Origin of the sequence: Erythrobacter sp. QSSC1-22B (assembly GCF_001678665.1) — a bacterium.
In the GTDB taxonomy this organism is placed as follows: domain Bacteria; phylum Pseudomonadota; class Alphaproteobacteria; order Sphingomonadales; family Sphingomonadaceae; genus Qipengyuania.
Genome location: NZ_LZRP01000003.1, coordinates 32,810 through 56,702, shown reverse-complemented (window position 1 = coordinate 56,702; position 23,893 = coordinate 32,810). Strand labels below are relative to the sequence as shown.

Annotated in this window: 27 protein-coding genes and 1 tRNA gene; 12 read left to right on the top strand and 16 right to left on the bottom strand. The window is 64.0% G+C overall.

The features are described from left to right. Positions 1-36: 36 nt before the first annotated feature. The 4 genes from putA (at position 37) to A9995_RS06225 (ending at position 5,661) form a co-directional block, all read left to right on the top strand. Positions 37-3,183, top strand: coding sequence for a bifunctional proline dehydrogenase/L-glutamate gamma-semialdehyde dehydrogenase PutA (putA, locus tag A9995_RS06240; RefSeq protein WP_067610493.1), 3,147 nt, complete (start codon positions 37-39; stop codon positions 3,181-3,183). Positions 3,184-3,242: 59 nt separating this feature from the next. Further along, complete coding sequence (locus A9995_RS06235) at positions 3,243-3,770, top strand: hypothetical protein (protein ID WP_067610491.1); 528 nt, start codon at positions 3,243-3,245, stop codon at positions 3,768-3,770. 56 nt (positions 3,771-3,826) lie between these two features. Further along, the gene (gene dcd, locus A9995_RS06230; protein WP_067610489.1) at positions 3,827-4,381 is read left to right on the top strand and encodes a dCTP deaminase; all 555 of its coding nucleotides are present in this window, start codon (positions 3,827-3,829) and stop codon (positions 4,379-4,381) included. 98 nt (positions 4,382-4,479) lie between these two features. After that, positions 4,480-5,661 carry a trans-acting enoyl reductase family protein gene (locus A9995_RS06225; protein ID WP_067610487.1) on the top strand — a complete coding sequence of 394 codons (1,182 nt, stop codon included), beginning with the start codon at positions 4,480-4,482 and terminating at the stop codon, positions 5,659-5,661. Between the two features lie 97 nt (positions 5,662-5,758). Here A9995_RS06225 and A9995_RS06220 read toward each other — a convergent pair. Then, positions 5,759-5,833, bottom strand: a tRNA-Gly gene (locus A9995_RS06220). A gap of 185 nt (positions 5,834-6,018) precedes the next feature. Here A9995_RS06220 and A9995_RS06215 point away from each other — a divergent pair. Next, a complete protein-coding gene (locus A9995_RS06215; protein WP_067610485.1) occupies positions 6,019-6,933 on the top strand; it encodes a tetratricopeptide repeat protein in 915 nt (304 codons plus the stop codon). A gap of 13 nt (positions 6,934-6,946) precedes the next feature. Further along, positions 6,947-7,552: an LON peptidase substrate-binding domain-containing protein gene (locus A9995_RS06210; RefSeq protein WP_067610482.1), complete on the top strand. Its 606-nt coding sequence runs from the start codon at positions 6,947-6,949 to the stop codon at positions 7,550-7,552. A gap of 21 nt (positions 7,553-7,573) precedes the next feature. On the opposite strand, the gene A9995_RS06205 is transcribed toward A9995_RS06210, so the two are convergent. From A9995_RS06205 to A9995_RS06180, 6 genes are all read right to left on the bottom strand, one after another. Continuing rightward, positions 7,574-8,194, bottom strand: coding sequence for a MarC family protein (locus A9995_RS06205; protein WP_067610481.1), 621 nt, complete (start codon positions 8,192-8,194; stop codon positions 7,574-7,576). Next, positions 8,191-8,964: a hypothetical protein gene (locus tag A9995_RS06200; protein ID WP_067610479.1), complete on the bottom strand. Its 774-nt coding sequence runs from the start codon at positions 8,962-8,964 to the stop codon at positions 8,191-8,193. The genes A9995_RS06205 and A9995_RS06200 overlap by 4 nt, the downstream gene beginning before the upstream one ends. Further along, positions 8,961-9,857 (bottom strand): bifunctional methylenetetrahydrofolate dehydrogenase/methenyltetrahydrofolate cyclohydrolase FolD, encoded by an 897-nt coding sequence (gene folD / locus A9995_RS06195; protein ID WP_067610477.1) that lies wholly within the window; start codon positions 9,855-9,857, stop codon positions 8,961-8,963. Before folD ends, A9995_RS06200 begins: the two co-directional genes overlap by 4 nt. 2 nt (positions 9,858-9,859) lie before the next feature. Further along, positions 9,860-10,150, bottom strand: coding sequence for a YggT family protein (locus A9995_RS06190; RefSeq protein ID WP_067610475.1), 291 nt, complete (start codon positions 10,148-10,150; stop codon positions 9,860-9,862). A gap of 73 nt (positions 10,151-10,223) precedes the next feature. Then, on the bottom strand, positions 10,224-11,165 hold the full coding sequence (argB, locus tag A9995_RS06185; protein ID WP_067610473.1) for an acetylglutamate kinase: 942 nt from the start codon (positions 11,163-11,165) through the stop codon (positions 10,224-10,226). A gap of 79 nt (positions 11,166-11,244) precedes the next feature. Continuing rightward, positions 11,245-11,466, bottom strand: a complete 222-nt coding sequence (locus tag A9995_RS06180) for a hypothetical protein (protein ID WP_067610471.1) — start codon at positions 11,464-11,466, stop codon at positions 11,245-11,247. Between the two features lie 107 nt (positions 11,467-11,573). Between A9995_RS06180 and A9995_RS06175 the strand changes: the two genes are divergently transcribed. Continuing rightward, entirely contained in the window at positions 11,574-12,218 is a 645-nt protein-coding gene (locus tag A9995_RS06175; RefSeq protein WP_067610469.1) for a hypothetical protein, read from the top strand. 58 nt (positions 12,219-12,276) lie between these two features. Continuing rightward, on the top strand, positions 12,277-12,813 hold the full coding sequence (locus tag A9995_RS06170) for a thermonuclease family protein (RefSeq protein WP_082992526.1): 537 nt from the start codon (positions 12,277-12,279) through the stop codon (positions 12,811-12,813). A 159-nt stretch (positions 12,814-12,972) separates the two neighbouring features. Here A9995_RS06170 and A9995_RS06165 read toward each other — a convergent pair whose 3' ends face one another. The 4 genes from A9995_RS06165 to A9995_RS06150 are packed head-to-tail and all read right to left on the bottom strand — an operon-like array spanning position 12,973 to position 16,229. Continuing rightward, positions 12,973-14,676: an ATP-dependent endonuclease gene (locus tag A9995_RS06165; protein ID WP_145916832.1), complete on the bottom strand. Its 1,704-nt coding sequence runs from the start codon at positions 14,674-14,676 to the stop codon at positions 12,973-12,975. Further along, complete coding sequence (locus A9995_RS06160) at positions 14,673-14,930, bottom strand: DUF2442 domain-containing protein (RefSeq protein WP_233998112.1); 258 nt, start codon at positions 14,928-14,930, stop codon at positions 14,673-14,675. Before A9995_RS06160 ends, A9995_RS06165 begins: the two co-directional genes overlap by 4 nt. Position 14,931: 1 nt before the next feature. Next, positions 14,932-15,156 (bottom strand): DUF4160 domain-containing protein, encoded by a 225-nt coding sequence (locus A9995_RS06155; RefSeq protein ID WP_067610463.1) that lies wholly within the window; start codon positions 15,154-15,156, stop codon positions 14,932-14,934. A gap of 8 nt (positions 15,157-15,164) precedes the next feature. Then, the gene (locus A9995_RS06150; protein WP_067610461.1) at positions 15,165-16,229 is read right to left on the bottom strand and encodes a ribonucleotide-diphosphate reductase subunit beta; all 1,065 of its coding nucleotides are present in this window, start codon (positions 16,227-16,229) and stop codon (positions 15,165-15,167) included. Positions 16,230-16,466: 237 nt separating this feature from the next. On the opposite strand from A9995_RS06150, the gene A9995_RS06145 reads away from it, so the two are divergent. Both A9995_RS06145 and A9995_RS06140 read left to right on the top strand, forming a co-directional pair. Then, positions 16,467-16,808, top strand: coding sequence for a hypothetical protein (locus A9995_RS06145; RefSeq protein WP_067610459.1), 342 nt, complete (start codon positions 16,467-16,469; stop codon positions 16,806-16,808). A gap of 129 nt (positions 16,809-16,937) precedes the next feature. Continuing rightward, positions 16,938-17,180, top strand: a complete 243-nt coding sequence (locus tag A9995_RS06140) for a DUF2171 domain-containing protein (RefSeq protein WP_067610457.1) — start codon at positions 16,938-16,940, stop codon at positions 17,178-17,180. A 154-nt stretch (positions 17,181-17,334) separates the two neighbouring features. On the opposite strand, the gene A9995_RS06135 is transcribed toward A9995_RS06140, so the two are convergent. Beyond that, positions 17,335-19,419: a ribonucleoside-diphosphate reductase subunit alpha gene (locus A9995_RS06135; RefSeq protein ID WP_067610455.1), complete on the bottom strand. Its 2,085-nt coding sequence runs from the start codon at positions 19,417-19,419 to the stop codon at positions 17,335-17,337. 339 nt (positions 19,420-19,758) lie between these two features. On the opposite strand from A9995_RS06135, the gene A9995_RS17530 reads away from it, so the two are divergent. After that, positions 19,759-19,893, top strand: a complete 135-nt coding sequence (locus A9995_RS17530; RefSeq protein WP_255360153.1) for a hypothetical protein — start codon at positions 19,759-19,761, stop codon at positions 19,891-19,893. Between the two features lie 60 nt (positions 19,894-19,953). Here A9995_RS17530 and A9995_RS16990 read toward each other — a convergent pair whose 3' ends face one another. Together A9995_RS16990 and A9995_RS06130 are read right to left on the bottom strand one after the other, a co-directional pair. Continuing rightward, positions 19,954-20,121 carry a hypothetical protein gene (locus A9995_RS16990; RefSeq protein ID WP_168157341.1) on the bottom strand — a complete coding sequence of 56 codons (168 nt, stop codon included), beginning with the start codon at positions 20,119-20,121 and terminating at the stop codon, positions 19,954-19,956. 178 nt (positions 20,122-20,299) lie between these two features. Beyond that, on the bottom strand, positions 20,300-21,184 hold the full coding sequence (locus tag A9995_RS06130; RefSeq protein ID WP_369815817.1) for an alpha/beta fold hydrolase: 885 nt from the start codon (positions 21,182-21,184) through the stop codon (positions 20,300-20,302). A gap of 77 nt (positions 21,185-21,261) precedes the next feature. Here A9995_RS06130 and A9995_RS06125 point away from each other — a divergent pair, with 77 nt between their 5' ends. Then, positions 21,262-21,540 (top strand): GlsB/YeaQ/YmgE family stress response membrane protein, encoded by a 279-nt coding sequence (locus A9995_RS06125; RefSeq protein ID WP_067610984.1) that lies wholly within the window; start codon positions 21,262-21,264, stop codon positions 21,538-21,540. Positions 21,541-21,617: 77 nt separating this feature from the next. Here A9995_RS06125 and A9995_RS06120 read toward each other — a convergent pair whose 3' ends face one another. Together A9995_RS06120 and nadB are read right to left on the bottom strand one after the other, a co-directional pair. Continuing rightward, positions 21,618-22,118 (bottom strand): ferritin-like domain-containing protein, encoded by a 501-nt coding sequence (locus tag A9995_RS06120; protein WP_067610451.1) that lies wholly within the window; start codon positions 22,116-22,118, stop codon positions 21,618-21,620. A 140-nt stretch (positions 22,119-22,258) separates the two neighbouring features. Next, entirely contained in the window at positions 22,259-23,863 is a 1,605-nt protein-coding gene (gene nadB, locus A9995_RS06115; RefSeq protein ID WP_067610449.1) for an L-aspartate oxidase, read from the bottom strand. Between the last annotated feature and the right edge of the window lie 30 nt (positions 23,864-23,893).

Here is a 23,893-nt window from a genome sequence, read left to right as displayed (position 1 = left end):
CTGTTGTCGCAAATCGAACATTCGAGTTTCCTCTCCATGGCCCGTAACGACCCCACCACGCTTCTCGACCGCCAGTCCATACGCCTCGCCTATCGGCAGGACGAGCAGGAGTGCGTCGCGGAACGTCTGGCGCAGGCCCGTCCGGTCGCGGCCTTGCACGATGAGTCGCAAGCGCTCGCGATCACGCTGGTCGAGGGCGCCCGCCGCCAGAAGGCAAGCGGCATCGATGCCTTCCTTCACCAGTTCGGGCTTGCCACCGAGGAAGGCATCGCGCTGATGTGTCTCGCGGAAGCGCTGCTGCGCGTTCCCGACAGCCGCACCGCCGATGCGCTGATCCGCGACAAGATCGGCGATATCGAGTGGTCGGACCATCTCGGTGAATCGAGTTCGACCTTCGTCAATGCGGCGACCTTCTCGCTGATGCTGACGGGCGAAGTGCTCGAACGGCCCGAAGAGCAGCAGCGCGGACTGGCGCGGACCTTCAAGAGCACCATGAACCGCCTCGGCGAACCGGTGATCCGCAAGGCGACGCTGCAGGCGATGCGCATTCTGGGCGGCCAGTTCGTGTTCGGGCGGACCATGACCGAGGCGCTCAAGCGCGCTGCGCCCGAGCGAGCGCGTGGGCTGACCCACAGCTTCGACATGCTGGGCGAGGCGGCGATGACCCATGCCGATGCCGACCGCTATCGTATCGCCTATGAGGGCGCGATCGAGCGGCTGGCGAAGGAAGCCGGAGCGGGCGTCCACGGCTCGCCGGGGATCTCGGTCAAGCTCTCGGCGCTCTATCCCAAATACGACTTCTTCCACCGCGAGGCCGCGATCGAGGCGCTGGTCCCGATCCTGCGCGATCTGGCGGGCAGGGCGCGCGATGCGGATATCCATTTCACGATCGATGCCGAGGAGGCCGAACGGCTCGAGCTGTCGCTCGACATCCTCGAGGCGCTGGTCGCCGACGACACGCTGTTTGCCAATGGTACCGCCAGTGGCTGGACGGGCTTCGGCCTCGCGATCCAGGCCTATCAGAAGCGGGCCGCGCCGCTGTGCGACTGGGTCGCCAAGCTCGCGCGGCGGCACGGCCGCCAGCTGTTCGTCCGACTGGTCAAGGGCGCCTATTGGGATACCGAGATCAAGCTGAGCCAGGTCGGCGGCTACAAGGATTTCCCGGTCTTCACCCGCAAGGTCGCGACGGATGTCTCCTATCTCGCCTGCGCCGAGCGGATGTTCGCTGCGGGCGATGCGCTCTATCCGGCGTTTGCCACCCACAACGCCTATACCATCGGTGCGATCAAGGCGCTCGCGCAAAGCCATGGGCGCGAGGGGCGGTACGAGTTTCAGCGGCTCCACGGCATGGGCGAGGACGTTTACGGCGCGCTCGCCAAGCATGAGGGCAACGCCCGCACCCCGGTCCGGATCTATGCGCCGGTGGGCAGCCACAAGGATTTGCTCGCCTATCTGGTGCGCCGCCTGCTCGAGAATGGCGCCAATTCCAGCTTCGTCAACCGCATGGCCGATGCCGACGTACCGGCTGCAGATCTCGCGACTGACCCGGTGGCCGAGCTCGCCGCGCTCGAGCCCAAGCGCAATCCCGACATTCCCCTGCCGGGCGACATCTTCCCCGACCGCATCAACAGCGCGGGCATCGATCTGGGCGATCCGCTGGTGCGCGAACCGCTGATCGAGCGACTCGACAAATTGCGCGACCGCCGCTGGCATGCCGAGCCGACCTTCCACTTCGAAGACCAGGAGGGCGAGGTCGCGCCGATCACCAAGCCGCACGACCTGACGGTCGAGGTAGGCACACGGCGTGACACGCTGCCCGAAGAGGTCGAGCAGGCGATCCGGATCGCGCAGGCGGTCCAGCCCGGCTGGAACGCGCTGGGCGGCGAAAAGCGCGCGTTGCTGCTTGAGGAAGCGGCCGATCTCTTCGAAGAACATACCGACGAGTTCATCTCGCTGTGCCAGCGCGAAGCGGGCAAGACGCTGCCCGATGCCGTCCTCGAACTCCGCGAAGCTGTCGATTTCCTGCGTTTTTACGCCGGCGAGGCGAGGCAGATGTTTTCCGGCTCGTTCGCGCTGCCCGGTCCCACCGGCGAAGAGAACCGGCTCACTATGGCCGGGCGCGGCGTCTTCGCCACGATCTCTCCGTGGAACTTCCCGCTCGCAATCTTCATCGGCCCCGCCGCTGCCGCCCTTGCCGCGGGCAATTCCGTGGTCGCCAAGCCCGCCGAGCAAACCCCGCTGATCGCGGCGCTGGCGGTCAATCTGTGTCACCGTGCAGGGATCCCGCGCGAGGTGTTCCAGCTGCTCCCCGGAGCAGGCGAGGTCGGCCAGTTCATCACCTCGGATCCGCGCATCGCGGGCGTATCCTTCACGGGATCGACCGTAACCGCCCAGGCGATCAACCGCTCGCTGGCCGCGCGCGACGGACCAATCGCGACCTTCATCGCCGAAACCGGCGGGCAAAACGCGATGATCGTCGACAGTTCGGCGCTGCCCGAGCAGGTAACGCGCGATGTCGTCGCCTCGGCCTTCCAGAGTGCGGGCCAGCGCTGCTCCGCACTGCGGATGCTCTATATCCAGGACGAAGTGTTCGACGAGATGGTGACCATGATCCGCGGCGCTTTCGAAGCGCTGGTGATCGGCGATCCGGCCGATCTCGCCACCGATGTCGGCCCGGTGATCGATCCCGATGCCAAGGCCGCGCTCGAACGCCACGTTGCGCGTCGGCGCAAGAACGGCCGGACGGTCTGGCGGCGCAAGCTGCCGCGCAGCGTGGCAAACGGCTGTTTCGTTGCCCCGACCATCATCGAGCTGGAATCGATCACCGACCTGCGGCGCGAGAATTTCGGCCCGGTGCTCCACGTCGCGCGCTTCAAGGCGAGCGAGCTCGAGAAGGTGGTCGATGACATCAATTCGACCGGATACGGGCTCACACTCGGCCTCCACAGCCGGATCGAGACGACGCGTGAATTCGTCGAGGCGCGCGCCCGGGTCGGCAATTTCTACGTCAACCGCAACCAGATCGGCGCGGTGGTGGAGAGCCAGCCTTTTGGCGGCGAAGGACTGTCGGGGACCGGACCAAAGGCCGGCGGGCCGCACTACGTCGCGCGCTTCGCCACCGAACGGGTGGTCTGCATCGACACGACGGCGGCGGGCGGCAACGCCACGCTGCTGGCGGGATGATGCAAACAGCCAAGAGTTTTCATTGAAGGTTCAAGTGGCCCCGGGTTAGGGAGCGTCCCATGGGACGCATCCTCCAGCTCGCAGTCGTGCTTACCGCCTTTTTCTGGGCCGCCGCCGCTTCTGCAGAAGTCCGCCTGACCTTCCACAGCTTTAATGGCTCGGTACTGTTCGGCCGCTATCCGCACACTTTCGTGTCGCTCGAAGGTGAGCTCGAGGACGGAACCCCGATCAGCGAGAACTACGGCTTCTCCGCCCGCCGCGCGACCCCGGCGGTTCTCCGCGGCCCGGTCGAGCATGTGATCCTGGTCGAGGACCCGAAGTGGATCGAGCGGACCAACCAGCATTTCACCCTCACCATCGACGACGCGAAATATTGGGCAATCCGCAAGGAGGTCGCGCGCTGGCGCGATGCGCCGGGCAAATATTACGACCTCGCCACCCGCAATTGCATCCATTTCGTCGGGGCGATCGCGCAGATCGTCGGGGTGCGGGTGACCTATCCCGAAGACATGCTGCGTCGCCCCAAGAAATGGCTCAACCATGTCACCGCGAGGAACCCGCGGCTTCGCGCCCCGCAGATCGACTAGGGATAAGCACAGCCCTGAGGCTTGCGCAGCGCAGCCGGGTGAAGGATCGTTGGCGCATGGCGATTCTTTCCGACAAGTGGATCCGCTCCAAGGCGCAGGCCGAGCGCATGATCGAACCCTTTACCGAGGCGCAGCGGCGCGACGGCTGTATATCCTACGGGCTGAGCTCTTACGGCTATGACGCGCGCGTCGCCGACGAGTTCAAGATCTTCACCAATGTCGATTCGACGATCGTCGACCCCAAGCAGTTCGATCCGCGCAGCTTCGTCGACCGTCAGACCGATGTCTGCATCATCCCCCCCAACAGCTTCGCGCTTGCCCGCACGGTGGAGTATTTCCGCGTGCCCGAGGATGTGCTGGTGATCTGCCTTGGCAAATCGACCTATGCGCGCTGCGGGATTATCGTCAACGTGACCCCGCTCGAGCCGGGCTGGGAGGGCCATGTCACGCTGGAATTTTCCAACACCACCCCGCTGCCCGCCAAGATCTACGCCAATGAAGGCGCGTGCCAGTTCCTGTTCCTGCAGGGCAACGAACGCTGCGAGACCAGCTATCGCGACCGCGCGGGCAAATACATGGGCCAGCGCGGGGTCACCCTGCCCCGGCTCTAAACCAAGCTCTGGCACAAGCTCCGGCAAACCCGCGGTGACGCTGCGGTTTTGACACCGCCTCCCGGCGCGCGCATTCTGCGCTGCAACAGGAGAGCACCATGACCAAACAAACCGCCGAGTTCGATATCATTGTCTACGGAGCCACCGGCTACACCGGGCGGCTGGTGGCGGAGCATTTCCTGCGCGAATACGGCGACAGGCCCGGCGCGCCAAAATGGGCGATGGCGGGGCGCAGCCTGAAAAAGCTCGAAGCGGTTCGCGACGAGATCGGCGCCCCGACCAGCACTCCGCTCATCATCGCCGATGCCGACAGCAAGGCGGAGCTGACCGCGATGTGCAACCGCACCAAGGTCGTGCTGACCACGGTCGGCCCCTACCAGCTATACGGCGATGCGCTGGTCGCCGCCTGTGTCGAGACCGGCACCGACTATGCCGATCTGTGCGGCGAACCCGCCTGGATGCGCGAACAGATCGACCTCCATCACGAAGCCGCCAAGGCCAGCGGCGCGCGGATCTGCTTTTCGTCCGGCTTCGATTCGATCCCCTTCGATCTCGGGGTGCTGATGCTGCAGGAGCATGCGCTCGCCACCCGCGGCAAACCCGCCCCGCGCATCCGCGGGCGCGTCCGGTCGATGAACGGAACCTTCTCGGGCGGCACCGCGGCCAGCCTGACCGCAACCATGAAAGCGGCCGCAACCAACCCGAAGATCATCGGCCTGCTGCGTTCGTCCTTCGCGCTGACTCCGGGCTTCGAAGGCCCCGATCAGCCATCGGGCATGCTGCCGCATTACGAAGAGGATCTGGGCAAATGGGCCGCGCCTTTCGTGATGGCGGCGATCAACACCAAGAACGTCCACCGCACCAATTTCTTGCTCGACCACCGCTATGGGGCGGATTTCCGCTATGACGAGATGGTGCTGACCAGCCCGGGCGAGGCGGGCAAGAAGGCCGCCGACGCGATGGTCGCGCTGCTCAAGAACCCGTTCGGCGCGAAGCCGCCCAAGCCCGGCGAAGGACCCACCCCCGAGGAACGCGAGAACGGCTCGTACGATATCCTGCTGGTCGGCGATTTCCCCGACGGAACCTCGATCCACTACGGGGTCAAGGGCCGCTACGATCCGGGCTATGGTTCGACCAGCCGGATGATCGCGGAAACCGGCATGGGGCTCCTGGAAACCCCCGGGAAAGGTGGGGTCGGAACCCCGGGCTCGTTCCTCGGCAAGGCGCTGGTCGAACGGCTCGAAAGCCGCGCTGCGCTCACCTTTGCTGTAGAAAGCTGAACCGGTGGCGGGTTCGGTCCCCGGTTCGATCTCGACCCGGTGCCGGACCCCTCCCGGCCGGACCCTACCCGGAAGGGAAGGGTCGACGGCAAGTCGATGGAGCGGGCGAGGCGATTCGAACGCCCGACCCCAACCTTGGCAAGGTTGTGCTCTACCCCTGAGCTACGCCCGCTCACTGACGCTCCCGAACGGTCGAACCGTCGGTGGGAGGCGCGCGATTAGCAGCGGCACCCCAGCCACGCAAGGCAAAAATCGCCGCCTTGCCCTTCCTGCATCCGGGCTTCACATTGGCGCGCGAGGCCCCACATGGGGCGCTAGAAATTCCCGCTATTCGAAAGGACGTGACAATTGGCGAGCATGGCTCTGAGCATTGACGAACAGAAGGCCGTCGACCGGTTCCGCACCGAGGTGGTCGAACCCTCGATGTCGAAACTCGTCATCCTCGATTTCTGGGCGGAGTGGTGCGGGCCGTGCAAGGCGCTGACCCCGATGCTGGAGAAGATGGCTGCCGAATACGCCGACAAGGGCGTGGTTCTGGCCAAGGTCAATGTCGATGAAGAGCAGTTTATCGCCAGCCAGTTCCAGGTCCGCTCGATCCCCACGGTCTATGCGATGTTCCAGGGCCAGCCGGTTGCCGACCTCACCAGTGCGCGCACCGAGAGCCAGTTCAAGCAGATGCTCGACCAGCTGCTCGAGAAGCTGCCGATCGGCGAAGGCGCTGGCGACCCGGCCGCGAAGCAGCAGCAGGATGTCGCGCAATTCGTGACCATGGGCGAGCAGGTGCTGGCCGAAGGCGACGCCGAGCGCGCTGCGGGCATCTTTGCACAGGTGGTCGAGATGGCGCCGGACAATGGCGCGGCGCAGGCCGGGCTGGTCCGCGCGCTGGTAGAAGGGGGCAAGCTCGACGAGGCGCGCCTTGCGCTGACCGCCGCCGAACAGAACCCCGCGCTGGTCGAGGATGCACAGCTCGTCGCCGCGAAGACCGCGCTCGAACTGGCCGCCAACGCACCCGACGAAGGCGAACTCGCTGCCCTGCACGAGAAGGCTCAGGCCGGGGCACTGGAAGACCGGCTCGCCTATGCCGAGGCTGCGTTTGCCGCCGGCCAGCGCGATGCCGCCGCAGACGAATTGCTCGCCTTGATCGAGGCCGATCGCGAATGGAACGAGGGCGCCGCCAAGGCCAAGCTGCTGCAGATCTTCGAGGCGGTGGGTCTGGAAGACCCCTGGGTGGTCGCCACACGGCGCCGGCTCTCGCGCCTGCTGTTCGGCTGAGCTGGCGGCGCGCGTGCGGCTCTCGATCTTCCCGCTTCCCGGTGCGATCCTCTTCCCCGGAATGCAGCTCCCGCTGCACATCTTCGAGGAGCGCTACCGCGCGATGACCAGCGACGCGCTGGCCCGCGACCGGCGGATCGCGCTAATCCAGCCCTTGCGCGGAGGCGACAAGTCGCCGCTCTATTCGGTTGGCTGCATCGGCAGGATCGGGGAGGTCGAGGCGCTCGAGGACGGACGCTACAACCTCATCCTCGAGGGCGAGAGCCGCTTCCGGCTGATTCGCGAACTGGATGTAACCACCCCGTTCCGCCAGATCGAGGGCGAGCCGATCGTCGATGCCCGCGACGCCTATCTCTCGAGCGTCGAACGCGCCGGTTTCGAGCAGGAGGCCCGCCGCTTTGCCGATATCCAGGGTTACAGCGTCGACTGGGAGTCGGTCGAACGGCTCGACGACGAAGCGCTGGTCAACGGCGTCTCGCAGATCGCGCCCTTCGATGTCGCGGCCAAGCAGGCGCTGCTCGAGGCGGACGACCTATCGACCCGCTGCGAACTGTTGATCCAGCTGATGCAGTTCTTCGCGCTGCGCGATGGCGGCGACGACAAGGTAACGCTGCAGTAGGCCAGCGGTCAGTGGTCCGGACTAAATCCCGAAACTGCCCTTCAACCCGTCGATGACATATTGCATCGCCAGCGCCGACAGCAGTACGCCGAGCAAGCGGGTGACCACCGCCTCGACCCGATCGCCGAACAGCCGCATCAGCGGCCCGGCGGCAACCAGCGCCGCCATGGTTATCGCCAGCACCGTCGCCAGCGCGCCAAGCACCATCAGCTGATCGCTGAGATCGTCGGCCTCGTTCATCAGCAGCATGATCGCCGCGATCGCCCCGGGTCCCGCCAGCATCGGCATCGCCATGGGGAAGACCGAGACATCCTCGACTTCCGAAGCGGCGACCTTCTCCGCTCGCTCCTCGCGCCGCTGGGTGCGCTTTTCGAACACCATCTCGAAGGCGATCCAGAACAGCATCAGCCCGCCCGCGATACGGAAGCTGTCGAGCTGGATATGCAGCGCGCTGAGCAATTGCTCGCCGAACAGCGCGAAGCCAAGCAGGATCGCCAGCGCGATCATGCTGGCGCGGATCGCCATGTTGCGCCGCTCGGGCGCACTCGCATCCTTGGTCAGCCCGGCATAGATCGGCGCGCAACCTGGCGGATCGATCACCACGAACAGCGTGATAAAGGCGGAGACGAAGAGTTCATTCATTGCGGATCGACCCTGCCATCGGGGGTAACGACGAAGTCGAAGGCGCTCTTCCACTGCCCGCCTTGCCAATGCTGCGCGGCGAAGGAGCGGCCCCCGTCGGCGCGCTGCACCCAGCGCCAGGCCAGCGACCCGTCATCCGAAACACCGCCGCCCGAAGCGGTCTCGTCAGCGATCGCGCTCGCTCCGGGGGAGGAGGTGTCGTCGCCCGTGCGGCAATCGGCAACCGCGCCCTGGATCATCGGGATCGCCTGGACGACGATGACGCTTTCGTCCTCTTCCGCGGGCGGCGCGGCGGCGCGGGTCTCGCGCTGCGTCAGCGCGGCATCGGGCGCGCCGGTCGTATAGATCCAGCGATAGCTGCCGTTGCGCTCGCGCTCCCACACGGTGACATAGAAGCCCCATTCGCGGTCGGGACCGACATATTTGCCCTGGCTGATCGCCAGTTGTCCGTCGCAGCTCGACCAGATCGCGAGCGGGGTCCACTGGTGCGGAGCCGGAATCGCGGCCTGCGCGGCGATCCAGCCACCGGCATCGACCACACCGCCGCGATCGTGGATCACGCCCCCGCCGGCAAGATACTGGCGCATCGCCGCCGCCTGCCCATCCTCGCGCGCCGCACGAGCGAAGGCGATTTCCGTGGCGACCACGGTGCTGGGATTGGCGGTCTCGCGCACCTCGCGCATGAAGCCATCGGAATAGCGCACCGACGGGGGGCCACCGGCGCAGCCGACCAGCCCGAACCCCAGGACAATTGCTGCAACCCGCTTCACAGCGCGCCCTCGGGCAGCTCGAGCCCCTGATTGCGATACGCCGCGACCAGCGTGTTCCTGAGCAGCACCGCGATCGTCATCGGTCCGACCCCGCCCGGCACCGGGGTGATCGCGCCCGCCACCTCGCTCGCGGCGCCGTAGTCGACGTCGCCAACAAGCCTGCCCCTCGACTCGCCCTCGACGGGTGGGAGGCGGTTGATCCCGACATCGACCACCGTCGCGCCGGGCTTGAGCCAGTCGGCCTTGACCATCTCGGGCCGCCCCACTGCGGCCACGACGATATCGGCGCGGCGGACCACATCGGGCAGATCCTTGGTCCGGCTGTGCGCGATGGTGACGGTGGCGTTGGCGTCGAGCAGCAGCTGCGCCATCGGCTTGCCGACAATGTTCGAACGGCCGATCACTACTGCCTCGAGCCCCGAGAGGTCACCCAGCCGGTCGGTCAGCAGCATCATGCACCCCAGCGGCGTGCAGGGCACGAAACCCGGCTGTCCGACCGCGAGCCGACCGGCGTTTATGACGTGGAAGCCATCGACATCCTTGTCGGGATGAATCGCCGCGATCACCGCCTGCTCATCGATATGCGACGGCAGCGGGAGCTGGACGAGGATCCCGTCCACCGCAGGATCGCCATTGAGTGTCTCGACCAGCGCCAGCAATTCGTCCTGCCCGACGGCCGCATCGAGCCGGTGCTCGAAGCCGTTCATCTGCGCCTCGAGCGTGGCCTTGCCCTTGCTGCGGACATAGACTTGGCTGGCCGGGTCTTCCCCCACCAGCACCACCGCCAGCCCCGGCTTGCGCCCGGCGGCTCGCGCGAACTCGGTCGCCTGCGCGCCGACCCGATCGCGCAAGCGGGCGGCGAAGGCCTTACCGTCGATCCGTTCGGCCGCCATCGTCAGCCTCTTAGCAACGAACCGAGGACGATGAGGATGATGTTCAGCAGGATGATCAGCACCAGCGGCGAGAAGTCGATCGTCCCGGTGCTGGGGAGCACATTGCGGATCGGCCGCAGCACCGGTTCCAGCAGGCGGTTGATCGAATTGTAGAAGCTGGCGAGGAATTCGTTCGAGCTGTTCACCACGTTGAAGGCGAACAGCAGGCCGATGACGAACTGGATGATGATCAGCATCACCAGCACGTTGGTCAGCATCGCGATGATTTCGTAGATCGTGTTGAGCGCCTGCATGGGTTTCCGTCCGTTTATGGGCCGTTTCTGAGTTGCGACCTGTCTTATAGAGCTAAGACGGCCTGCGCCAGACTCAAGTCCGGCTGTCTTGTGTCGCGCCGCCGCCATTGGCCGCGGTCCTGATCAGCGTGCCCGCGCCGCTGGTGGTGAAGAATTCAAGCAGCATCGCATGCGGCACCCGCCCGTCGAGCACCACCGCCGCCTCGCAGCCCGCCTCGACCGCATCGACGCAGGTTTCCAGCTTGGGGATCATCCCGCCGCTGATGGTGCCATCCGCGCGCAGGCCGGCGATATCCTCGGGGGTGAGGTCGGACAGCAATTGCCCCTGCTTGTCGAGTACCCCGGGCACATCGGTGAGCAGGAGCAGCCGCGCAGCGCCCAGCGCCGAGGCGAGCGCGCCCGCAAAGGTGTCGGCGTTGATGTTGTAGGTGTGCCCGTCCTCGCCCGCGCCGATCGGGGCGACCACCGGGATCATCCCGCTGGCGCTGACGGTATCGATCACCGCGGTGTCGACATGGGTCGGGCTGCCGACGAAGCCGAGATCGATCGCCTGTTCGATCAGGCTGTCGGGATCGCGCGTGGTGCGCTCGAGCTTGGTCGCGGTGACGAGATTGCCGTCTTTGCCCGACAGGCCGATCGCCCGGCCCCCGGCGCGCGCGATCCAGCCGACCAGCTGCTTGTTGATCGCGCCCGACAGCACCATCTCGGCGATCTCGGCGGTGGCCTTGTCGGTCACCCGCAACCCGTCGACGAAGCTGCTCTCGACCCCGAGCTTGGCCAGCATCGCGCCGATCTGCGGACCCCCGCCATGGACCACCACCGGGTTGATCCCGACCGCTTTGAGCAACACGATGTCGCTGGCGAATTCGCGCGCGGCCTTCTCGTCGCCCATGGCGTGACCGCCGTATTTGACCACGAAGGTGCGCCCGGCGTAGCGCTGGAAATAGGGCAGCGCCTCGATCAGCACTGCCGCCTTGGCGTGCAGCTCGGTGGTGTTCGTCTCGCCTTCGCTCATGGAAAACGCCTGCCCTCTGGTCGCTGGAAGGCAGGCGCTTAGCCAATGTCGGCGGAAACCGCAAAGGGCTGCGGCGCAATTACTCGGGAGCAGGCTCGGGCGCTGGCTCTGACGTGTCGATCTCGAGATCGGTGTTGAGTCGTTCCTCGGTGGTGGTGGTCGCGTAGTCGGGAACGGTCTCCAGTTCCTCGTCGCCATCGGCGTCGAAGACGAAGATCACCACCGCGACCGCCAGCAGGACGAGGGCGGCAACCCAGAACCAGCGGGTGAAGGGTTTGGGATCGGGGACGGGGTCGGTCATGGTAGCCTCCTGTTTGTGTCTCCGAATCAATGGACGGCGGCGCTGGCCGTTCCGCAGCGGTCTGGTGCCGCTGGTCAAACTGCGCTTGCCATGGCACCATCTGCGCCATGAAAAACATCGCACTAAGCCTCGCCCTTGCTCCCGCCATGGCGCTCGCCGCCTGCGCTACCGCCCCCTCGCAAACCGCCGCCACTGGCGCCGCGACCCCGCAGGACCAATTCTGGGCCGCGCTGTCGAGCCATTGCGGCAAGGCCTATGCCGGCGGACTGACCAGCAACGAGGCGCCCGACGCCGACATGCGCGGCATGGAAATGGCGATGCATGTCCGCGAATGTTCCGACGAGCGGATCGCGGTCCCGTTCCACATCCGCCAGGCCGACGGCAGCTGGAACCGCAGCCGCACCTGGCTGATCACCCGCACGGCAGATGGCCTGCGGCTCAAGCACGACCACCGCCACGAGGACGGCAGCGAGGACGATGTCACGATGTATGGCGGCGACACCGCCACCCAGGGCACCGCGCGGGTTCAGGACTTCCCGGTCGATGCCGAGAGCGTTGCCATGTTCCGGCGCGAGGGGCTCGACGTCTCGGTCACCAATGTCTGGCGCGTCGCGGTCGACCCGGCGGGCGCCGAGAACCCGGTGTTCGCCTACCGGCTGATGCGCGAGGGCGCCAATGCGCGCGACTTCCGGGTCGAATTCGACCTCTCGCAGCCGATCCCCGCCCCGCCTGCGCCGTGGGGCCACGATTAGGCCGGACCACGCCGCGGGCTTAAGCCTTCGGTGAGAACTGGCGGCGCATGATGCGGCGATGCCGCGTCGTTCCCCCGCTCCCGCCCGCTTCCGCCGCCGCCGCAAGACCCCGCGCTGGGGCAATGCGCTACTGGTGGCGGTGCCGCTGGCAGCGTTTGCGCTGGTGTTTATGTGGGACGGCCCGCCCGCCGGGCTCGCCGCAGTGCTCGAGCTGCCGCGCGGCGAGGCTGCTGGAACGCGAGACAGCGAGAGAGCGCGTTTCGCCATCTGCGGCGGGGGGGCGCGGGTGACCTGCGTGGTCGATGGCGACACCATCTGGTACCGTGGCGAGAAGATCCGCATCGCCGATATCAACACCCCCGAAGTGACCAGCCCCGACTGCGCGCGCGAGGCCGCACTGGGCGGAGCCGCGACCCGGCGGATGCAGGCGCTGCTCAACGAGGGCGCGTTCTCTCTGGAGCCAGTGGACCGCGACCGCGACCGCTACGGCCGCCTGCTGCGCACCGTCACCCGCGACGGCGCGAGCCTTGGCGCGGTGCTGGTCGACGAGGGGCTGGCGGAGGAATGGCAGGGTGTGCGGCGGGGATGGTGTTAATCGATAAAGATAGCTAGCCTTCCGGTTTGCGAAATCGGCTCGGAACCGATCCAAACAACACCCCTCCCACTTGCGGGAGGGGCCGGAGGTGGGCGAGACTACGACCGATGCCGACACGGGCCGTTGCAACACCGAGCGCGCCGAATCGGGAACACCCTGCTATGAGATTCCGTGAGAGATGTCGCTGAGCAATTCTCGCAGTGCAACCTTGTGAGCCTCGTCATCCTCCAAGACTGCGTGAGCCCATCCAGGTCCATGCAATCCTACCTCCGGCACGTAGCTTTCAAGCTCGCCTTTCGGCAGAAGAATAATACCGACATCCGTGAGGCGCTGAAGAAATATCTGCACGTCTTTGCGCTCCTGCCCGTTCCGGAATGCAGCTACACCATATTGCTTTAGGGGTTGCGAACGACGCACCTTTTCGAGAGACCGCTGAATATCTTTTAATAAGACTCTTGCTTCGCCTTCGTCGAGAGACTCACTATTGCTTGCAATACGACCCTTAATTTCCGAGATCACCGCCGCCGTTTCTGGTCTGGCAAGCACTCTCAAGGCGGAAGCTATTCTCCCCCTATAGGGAGCTATATCCAAACCTTTTAGCTCAGAAAGATGGCTAAGCAGATCCCAGTCGGCGATGGCGTCCAAGTCTAGGATGACACGGAAGTCCACGCCGAACGTCGACAATAATCTCGCGATCTTAGGCGTCTGGTGCTTCCCTCCGCTAGCGAACCAGAAGCGATCTTTGGAGGTCATTTTCTCATCGCCTAGCTCTCGAACTGTCCAGTCGAAGAGACCGCAATCCGCATCTCCTTCACAAATCACCGTCTGAGAAAAAAACAGTGAGTCTAGAAGATTGCTATTGGCAACTGAAGGGTGGATCAGGGCAGACAGTAACTGCTCGTTCTCAAGCAGGTTAGCGCTCAGCGAGTCATAGGTCCGGTCGAGTCTCAGAACCTTTATACGATGCGACTTTGAAGAAAGAACGCCCTGTAAAAAGTCGCTACTATGAGTTGCGACAAATGCTTGACGGCTAGGAGATAGCTCCTTCAACAGAAGGCGCCCCAGCTTCTTAGCTTGAGGAGGATGAAGGAAAGCTTCAGGTTCATCTAGCAGTGTTATTGGATGATCCGAGCCAACGATTTCAGCGGCGATACCTGAGTAGCTTCGGATCCCATCACCTTGGGCGTCGATCGGCTCTCCGAGTTGAGGGATCTCCTTGTCTGCCTCCAAGTTATCTTCCGAATTCCTGAACTGAGAGCCCACGTAGCCGCGAAGGGGATTTCCGATCCTTGTTATAGTGAAATCCAGCGAGAAGGCCTCTTTAATCACACCGGCAAATTTTCTTAGAACCTCTCTGTTGAGCATGAAGTTGTGGAAAGGATGAGAGGGTCTTCCGAACTGAATGTCTAAGGTGTCCGTCGGATTTGAGAGCGAAAGTCGCGTCTCCGCATTCAGTGTAGTGGCAAATGCACGAACCGCCTTATCCAATTGGGGATTCTCAACACTCCAATCGTACACACTCACGCTGAAATCGATGTTTTGATCCGCATTAAGTATTAAAAGCTGAAGCTCACTCTCTTGGACGTTGTAGACTTCCCTAATACGCTCCCTTACGATGTCTATCGTTGTTTTCAGCTCAACTTTGACGAGCATCTTTCGTGCGATTCGCGAGTCCCGAAGAAAGTCAGCAATGTTGCGAAGGAAAGTTGACTTTCCCGAATTATTTGGCCCGACAATGAGCAGAACGTCCCCTTCGGTAAAGGTAAGCTCTGATCCTTCTGATAAAGTCACCCCGCCGATGTAAAAGCTAGAAGCTGAGTTTGGCATATCTTCGCGGCTAGGGAAAAGCTCGGCCCACTTCACTCCGCCGCCTCGCGCTCGCTCCGCGACACATCGCCCCGCCCCGCCAGCAACCCGGCAATCGAGATATCCTCGTCGAGCGCCTCCCAATGCAGGCCGGCGCTGCTCAGCTCGACCTTGGCGCGCTCTTCGGGCGATGCGTGCAGCAGGCGCGGGAACCACGCCAGCGGCACGCCCAACGAGCGGCCATCCGCGAGCTCGACCACAAAGCTGTGTTCGTCGAAATGCACCGCCACGGGTTCAGGAGAAGAAATCACGCTAGGCCCTTTCGATCTCGTCGCGACGGTCCTCGATAACATGGCTCAGCCGCGAAAGCATCTGCGGGGTGATCCCTTTGCTATAGGCGGGCACGACGTCGGGCCGCAGCCAGAACTTCGCGTTCGCCATGCCCCTGCGGACATGAACGTGCGGCGGCTCGCGCGGATCGCCTTCGTTGGAATAAAAGTGGAAGCGGTACCCGTTCCAGTCGAAGACCTTGGGCACCGCTCAAATCACTCCGCCGCGACGCTGCTCGAATCCCCAAACAGCCCCGGCCCATCGTCCACGCTGACCTCTTCCTCGTTGGCGGCCTTGGCGCGCGAGCTGGAGCGCTTGTCGAAGTTCGACCAGACGTCCTGCCAATTGCCCGTGGTCGCGCCCTTGGAATATTCGGTGGCGCGGGTTTCGAAGAAGTTCGCGTGCTCGACACCGTTGAGCAGCGGGGCGAGCCAGGGGAGCGGGTGGTCTTCGACCATATAGACCGGCTGGAAGCCGAGCTGCGACAGCCGCCAGTCGGCGATGTAGCGGATGTATTTCTTGATTTCCTTGGCGGTCATGCCGTGGACCGGGCCCTGCTCGAACGCCAGATCGATAAAGGCATCCTCGAGCCGCACCGTCTTCTGACACATGTCGATGATGTCTTCCTTGACCGCCTTGGTCAGGCAGCCGCGCTCCTCGCAGAACGCGTGGAACAGCTTGATGATGCCTTCGCAATGCAGGCTCTCGTCGCGCACCGACCAGCTGACGATCTGGCCCATGCCCTTCATCTTGTTGAAGCGCGGGAAGTTCATCAGCATCGCGAAGCTGGCGAACAATTGCAGCCCTTCGGTGAAGCCGCCGAACATCGCCAGCGTGCGCGCGATATCCTCGTCGGAATCGACCCCGAACTGGTCGAGATAATCGACCTTGGCCTTCATCTCCTCATATTCGAGGAACATGCCGTATTCGCTCTCGGGCATGCCGATGGTGTCGAGCAGATGGCTGTAGGCGGCGATGTGCACCGTCTCCATGTTGGAGAAGGCGGCGAGCATCATCTTGACCTCGGTCGGCTTGAACACCCGGCCGTATTTCTCGTGGTAGCAATCCTGCACCTCGATATCGGCCTGGGTGAAGAAGCGGAAAATCTGGGTGAGCAGGTTGCGCTCGTGATCGGAGAGCTTCTGCGCCCAGTCGCGGCAATCCTCGCCCAGCGGCACTTCCTCGGGCATCCAGTGGATCTGTTGCTGGCGTTTCCAGAAGTCGTAGGCCCACGGGTATTCAAAGGGCTTGTAGGTCTTGCGGGCTTCGAGCAACGACATCTTGTGTGCCTCCGGTTTGGCGTGAACGACTCATATAGGGAATCGCGGCCGGTTTTCGAAGCCAAACCTTGTCGATTCGGCGGGGATAAGCACCGGTCAAGCGAACAAAGCGGGAAAATGGGCGGCGGAGCGGGTCGCAGACAGGCGCGGAAGCAAGGCTGGAAGCGGGGTTTTCCTGCGACGGGCCGCGGAACGCTGCGGTGCCGCGATCCGTTGATGGTGTGAAGGAGACACACCATGGGACAGTATGAACCAAACGACAGCCGCAAGGTAACCCTCTCGAACGACACCGCACCGGGCGAGCCCGATCGCACCGGTCCGCGCGAGGGCGAGACCCGCCAGCAGCAGGGTCAACAACGACAGGGCGAGGCGCCCGGCAAGGCGCAGGCGGGCTATGGCAACAGCCGCGATGCCGATGGCAAGATGGAACAGGACGCCGCGCCCGGCGCGAAGCCGGACAAGCGCTCGGAAGAGCGCCCGAACGAGCGCAAGAACGGCGACGCCGTTGTCGGCGAAACCTCCACCGACCCCGCCCGTCAGGCCCAGGCCGATGCCAAGCGACCACTCGGCAGCGACTGACCGGCGCGCGGGTGGCCGCGCAAAAGACACCGCCTCACGACCCGTTGCTCAGCGACGACGAACCGAGGAACGGAGCCCCTGACCCACCCGTTGATAGGGTATAAGCAAAGCAAAATACTGGAGAACTTTATGTTCGAGAAGATCCGCATCAAAGAGCACATGGAAGTCGCAAACGCCAAGGGCGATCATGTCGGAACCGTCGACGATGTCGAGGGCGACAAGATCAAGCTGACCAAGACGGATGCCGCCGACAGCATGCATCACTTCCTGTCGATGAACGACGTCGACAAGATCGAAGACAACCGAGTCTATCTCAAGGAAGGCGCGAGAATCCCCGCCGGCCTGGGCAACAAGGCGACGCAAACCGTCTGACCCGAACGGAATTTGAAACCACCGGCCCCGCGGGATCGGCAGGTCATGAAAAACCCCGGCGCACCATGCGGTGCCGCCGGGGTTTTCGTGTCTGGTTGGCCAAGACCGCCGGCCAGCGGCATGCCGCTACTGGCAGGCAATCATTGGCAGGCCATCACTGGCAGGACAGGCATTCCTCGTAATCGGTCTGCTCTTCCAGCCCGGCCATCAGCTCGATCTTGGCCGCATCGGCGGTGTTGTCGGCCTCGACGCCGCCCGCGAACCCTGCGCGCTGCACGCTCTTCGAGCGCAGGTAATAGAGCGATTTGATGCCCTTCTCCCAGGCCTGGAAGTGCAGCATCATCAGATCCCATTTGTCGACATCGGCGGGGATGAACAGGTTGAGGCTCTGCGCCTGGTCGATGAAGGGCGCGCGATCGGCGGCGAATTCGAGCAGCCAGCGCTGATCGATCTCGAAGCTGGTCTTGAAGGTCGCCTTTTCCTCGACGCTGAGGAAATCGAGGTGCTGGACCGAGCCGCCCTTCTCGAGGATCGAATTCCAGACATTGTTGGAATTCTTGCTCTTCTTGTCGAGAATCTTCTCGAGATAGGGGTTCTTGACGATGAAGCTGCCCGACAGCGTCTTGTGGGTGTAGATATTGGCGGGGACCGGCTCGATGCAGGCGCTGGTGCCGCCGCAGATGATGCTGATCGACGCGGTCGGCGCGATCGCCATCTTGCACGAAAAGCGCTCCATCGCGCCGGTTTCCTCGGCATCGGGGCACGGCCCGCGTTCCTTGGCCAGCACCATGCTGGCTTCCTCGGCCTTGGCGCTGATGTGCTTGAACATCTTGAGGTTCCACACCTTGGCCATCGGGCTCTCGAAACCGATGCTCTTCTGCTGGAGGAAGGAGTGGTACCCCATCACCCCCATGCCGACGCTGCGCTCGCGCATCGCCGAATATTTGGCCCGCGCCATCTCTTCGGGCGCGCGGTCGATATAGTCCTGCAGGACGTTGTCGAGGAAGCGCATGACATCCTCGATGAACTGCTTGTCGCCCTGCCACTCGTCCCATTTTTCGAGGTTGAGCGAGGACAGGCAGCACACCGCGGTGCGATCGTTGCCGAGATGGTCGCGGCCGGTGGGAAGCGTGATTTCCGAGCACAGGTTCGAGGTCGAGACCTTGAGCCCCAGTTCGCGGTGATGCTTGGGCATCATCCGGTTCACCGTGTCGGAGAAGACTATATAGGGCTCGCCCGTCGCCAGCCGGGTTTCGACCAGCTTCTGGAACAGCGAGCGCGCATCGATGGTCTTGCGCACCGAGCCATCGCGCGGGCTGACCAGATCGAACTCGGCGCCGTCGCGGACCGCTTCCATGAAGGCGTCGGTCAGCAGCACGCCGTGGTGCAGGTTCAATGCCTTGCGGTTGAAGTCGCCCGAAGCCTTGCGGATCTCGAGGAATTCCTCGATCTCGGGGTGGTTGACGTCGAGATAACAGGCCGCCGAGCCGCGCCGCAGCGAGCCCTGCGAAATGGCGAGCGTAAGGCTGTCCATCACCCGCACGAAGGGGATGATGCCGCTGGTCTTGCCGTTGAGGCCGACCGGCTCGCCGATGCCGCGAACATGGCCCCAATAGGTGCCGATCCCGCCGCCCTTGCTCGCCAGCCAGACGTTCTCGTTCCAGGTGTTGACGATGCCTTCGAGGCTGTCGTCGACCGAATTGAGGTAGCAGGAGATCGGCAGCCCGCGATGGGTGCCGCCGTTGGACAGCACCGGGGTGGCGGGCATGAACCACAGCCGCGAGATATAGTCGTAGAGCCGCTGCGCGTGCTCCTGATCGTCGGCATAGGCATCGGCGACGCGCGCGAACAGATCCTGATAGGTCTCGCCGGGCAGCAGATAGCGGTCGTTGAGCGTTTCCTTGCCAAATTCGGTCAGCTCCGAATCGCGCGCCGCATCGGTGACAATCGTGAACCGCCGGTCGAGGATCTTCTTGCTGTCGTGCTCGGCCGCAGCTTCGGCCGCGTTGGCGGCGTTGGCCTTGGCGGCCTGCGCCAGCGCGCTGGCCACGGCGCGGCTGGCACCATCCTCGATCAAGGCTTCGCTACCTGTATCGCTTCGTTCCATTTCGACCGCTTTTCCCGATGCATCGGCATCGCTTGTGTTGGTGGGAGCTTGCGCGTCCTCGATATTCGGCTCGATTTCCTGGGTTTCGCCGTCGAGGTTCATCGCGCCATCGTTCCCGTTTCTGAAATCCATTGCAGTCCCACCATTTCTTGCTGCGGTCGGCCGTAGCCTGTTCCGCATGTGTTCGAGTCGGCGGGAGGCCCCAGCCTAGCAGTTCGGGACCACCGGGATATCAAAACTTATCCCCGTCTTGTCCCCGGAACCGCGCTCCGGCCAGGCATGACCCGATATGGGTGCTGCGCCGTGCCATCGCTAGGTCTTGTGGGTCCCCCCGGTATTCCAACCACTAGATAGTGAATCGGAAGCCACGTCGGCGCAAGAGGGTGAATGTCGATTTAACACCGCTCGCGGCTGTCGAACCCTGCTGTGTTATCAGGCTGCAACGCCGCGACGCGTGGACCAAGCTGGGGTTTGCGCGCGCGCAAGACCCAAAATGAATCCGTGAAAAAATTTTTGCGGGCAGAACGGCTTTTCGAGGCGCTTGAAGCGATCGAATCGGAACCCGCAATTTTCGAATCCCTGGCAGTCGCCGCCTGGCCGGGCTGACCAACTATCCGGTGGGCAATTTCGTGTAGGGGATTGGGCGCGAGATCGTGTCTCGTGCGCCTAATCGCTGTGACGCTTCGCCTGCTGTTCGCGACGCGACGCGTATTGTTGCTTCAGCAGCCGCTTGTGTTTGCGCTTGGGGGTGTTCTGATACGCGAACACCATCGCCGCCACTGTTGCGATAGCCAGAACGACGATCAGCAAATAGGCGATTGTTTCCCGATCCATCAGTAACTCCATCAGCAATGAAGCATTGCCGAGTCGATATTTATCAGATGCTAATTATCCCGGATAGCGTGATCCGTTGCGCACGCCCGTTTTGGGGCGCATCAGATTCGCATCTGGCGACGGACCGCCACCGGGCCTATATTTTTTCGAACCGACGCCAGTAATTCGCCCGTAATTCCTAGGCAGGCACCGCCTGGCCGGCATGGTCCGCGATCTCATCGGCGATCTCGTCGACCAGTTCGAGCGGGAGATCGTGGCCCCAGCCCGGTATGGTCTTGATTCGCGCGCCGCGAATCGTCGCCGCGGTGTCGCGCCCGCCCTCGACCGGGACCAGCGGATCGGCCTCGCCATGCAGGACCAGCGTCGGCAGATCGATTTCCCGCAGCATCTTGCGGCGATCGCCATCGTGGAGGATCGCAGCAAGATGCCGCGTCGGGCCTTCAGGATAGAGGCTGCGCCGGATCGAAGCCTGGGTGCGCTCGTGAAGCCGGTCGTCGGGGGTCGGATAGGCAGGCGAACCGATCGTGCGGGCGAGATATTTGCCGTGCTCCACCAGCACCGCTTCCTCGGTGCTTTCGGGTCGCTTGGTCAGCGCGTCGAGTGCTTCCTTCTTCGCCGATGGCAGTTTGGGATTGCCGGTGGTGGAGAAAATCGAGGTCAGCGACAGGCACCGGTCAGGATGGCGCGCGGCGACATGCTGCGCGATCATCCCGCCCATGCTCGCGCCGACGATATGCGCCTTGGCGATATCGAGCGCATCGAGCAGGCCGGCGGCATCGTCGGCCAGATCGGCGAGCGTATAGGGAACCTTGGGCTTCAGCCCGATCTTGCCCATCAGCACCTGCCGCGCGGGGCCGGGCGGCTTGTGGCCGGTGAATTTCTGGCTCAGCCCGACATCGCGATTGTCATAGCGGATCACGCGAAACCCTCGGTTCGCCAGCCCCTCGACCAGCTCATCGGGCCACAGCGTCAGCTGTGCACCGAACCCCATGATCAGCAGCATCGCCGGGTTTGCCGGATCGCCCTGCTCTTCGTAATGGATTTCGACGCCGTTCGCGGTCACTGTTGGCAAGGCTTGCCTCCCTGTTTCACTGTTATGGTTTTGCGACGCCAATACGGCGCATGAAGGAGACAATGTCCATGCTTAACATTCTCGGCGCGATTATCACCGGGCTGATCGTTGGCGCTCTGGCACGCTTGTTCTACCCCGGCGCGGTCGAAATGGGCTGGATCGCTACGATCCTGCTCGGGGTGGGCGGATCGCTGCTTGCGGGGCTGGTGTTCCATCGCGGACGCGGCGGCTTCAACCGCGCGGGTTGCCTCAGCAGCATCCTCGGCGCGATGGCGCTGATCCTGATTGCCCGGCTGCTGGATTTCCAGGGCCTCGAGAGCCTCGGGATCGAGGGCCTCGGCTTCTGACGAAAAACGGCTTCTGACGAAAAGCGGGCGAAGCGTTTTCACGCCCCGCCCCGCCGGTTCGTCGGACTGTCTGACGATCAGGAGTGCTTGGCCTGCAGATTGACGCTGCGTTCGGCCAGATCGGTCATGTTCTCGTCGGTATCATAGATCTCCGCGGTGATGCGGTCGAGTTCGGAGACATGCTCGCTCTTGCCCAGCGCTTCGGCGAAGGCCTTCGCGGTGCCGAAGCCGCAGATGCCGTAGTGGCACATCCGCTGGAACTGCGAGATGATCAGCACGTCGCGGACGTCGTGATCCTCGATATCGGCTTCGAGAGCGTGCTTCTTCGCCTCTTTCACGAGGCCTTCCATGCCCTTGCAATGCTCTTTTTCGGAGACGCCGCAATCCTTGAGCAGCTTCTTGATCGCCTCGGTGTGCTTGACGATGCCATCGGCTGATTTGCTCAGCCGCTGCTTGAGCTTGCTGTCGCCAGCCGCTTCGGCGAGTTCGCGAACGGCCTTCTCCATCTGGTCGTTGGCGGACCAGCTGTCGGCGAGTTCGTGGGTGTAGCAATCGGCCAGGTTTTTCGGGGCTGACATAGGGGTATCTCCTCGTAGAATTTGCATTGGCCTCGCTGGGCCACTGCCTGATCTACGAGTGGGGGCGGCGTTTTATCCGCGCCGCGAACCCCGATTGCGCCCGGGCGGACCGGATACGCGACGGAGCGCGGGTCTGGCGTCTAGGGGACCAGCACCGTGTCGCGCGCCACCTTGTCGGTCTGCGGGTGGTCGAGGATGAAATGCAAGCCCCGGCTCTCCTCGCGCCTGAGCGCGCTGCGGACGATCAGGTCCGCCGCATCGAGCAGGTTGCGCAATTCAATGAGATCGGTGGTGACGCGGAAGCTGCCGTAATAATCCTCGACCTCCTTACGCAGCAGATCGATGCGGTTGGCGGCGCGTTCGAGCCTTTTGGTGGTGCGCACGATCCCGACGTAATTCCACATGAAGCGGCGGATTTCCGTCCAGTTCTGCTTGATCACCACCTCCTCGTCCGAATCGGTGACCTGGGTGTCGTCCCATTCGCGGATCGCGGGCGGTTCCTTCATCTCGTCCCAGCGGTCGAGGATGTCGCGCGCCGCCGCCTCGCCGAAAACGAAGCATTCGAGCAGCGAATTGGAGGCCAGCCGGTTGGCGCCGTGCAGCCCGCTCTCGGTGCATTCGCCCGCCGCCCACAGGCCCGGCAGATCGGTCCGCGCGGCGAGATCGACCACCACCCCGCCGCAGGTGTAATGCTGCGCCGGGACCACCGGGATCGGCTCGCTGGTCATGTCGATGCCGAGACCCCGAAGCTTCTCGTCGATGGTGGGGAAATGCTCGCGGACGAATTCTGCGGGCTGGTGGCTGATGTCGAGATGGACGTAGTCGAGCCCGAAGCGCTTGATCTCGGAATCGATCGCGCGGGCGACCACGTCGCGCGGGGCCAGCTCCATCCGCTCGGGGTCGTAATCGACCATGAAGCGGTGACCGGTGCGCGGGTTGATCAGCCGCCCGCCCTCGCCGCGGACCGCCTCGGTGATGAGGAAGTTCTTGATCTCGAGATTGTAGAGGCAGGTCGGGTGGAACTGCATCATCTCCATGTTGGAGACCCGTGCCCCGGCGCGCCACGCCATGGCGATGCCATCGCCGGTGGCGCCGCGCGGCGCGGTCGAGAACCGGTAGCAGCGCCCCGCGCCCCCCGCGGCGAGCACCGTGGCGCGCGCGACATGCGCCTCGACCTTGCCGGTGGCCTCGTCGAGCGCATAGGCGCCCCAGATATGGCCATCGCCCGAAAAACGCTCGGCATTGCGTCCGGTGATCAGGTCGATACACGCCCGGCCGGGCAGCATGGTGATGTTGGGATTGGCCGCGGCGGCCTTGAGCAGCGCCTCCTGCACTGCCCAGCCGGTAGCATCGTCGACATGGACGATGCGGCGGTGGCTGTGCCCGCCCTCGCGGGTGAGATGGAGATCGCCGCCCATATCGTCGGAGCCGCGGTTGAAGGGGACGCCCAGCTCGGTGAGCCGGTCGATGCTGCGCGGCGCGCGCTCGATCACGAATTCCACTGTCTCGAGATCGTTGAGCCCCGCGCCCGCCACCATGGTGTCGCGGATGTGGTCCTCGAACGTGTCCCCGGCATCGAGCACCGCGGCGATGCCGCCCTGCGCCCAGGCGGTCGAGCCGCCGTCGAGCGAACCCTTGGCGAGAATCAGCACCTTGCGTTTCTCGGCCAGCGCCAGCGCGGCGGTCAATCCGGCCGCGCCGGAGCCGATGATCAGGACGTCGTGCGAATGTTGGGAAGCGCTCATTCGTATCTCTTGCCCACCCCGGACCGCTGC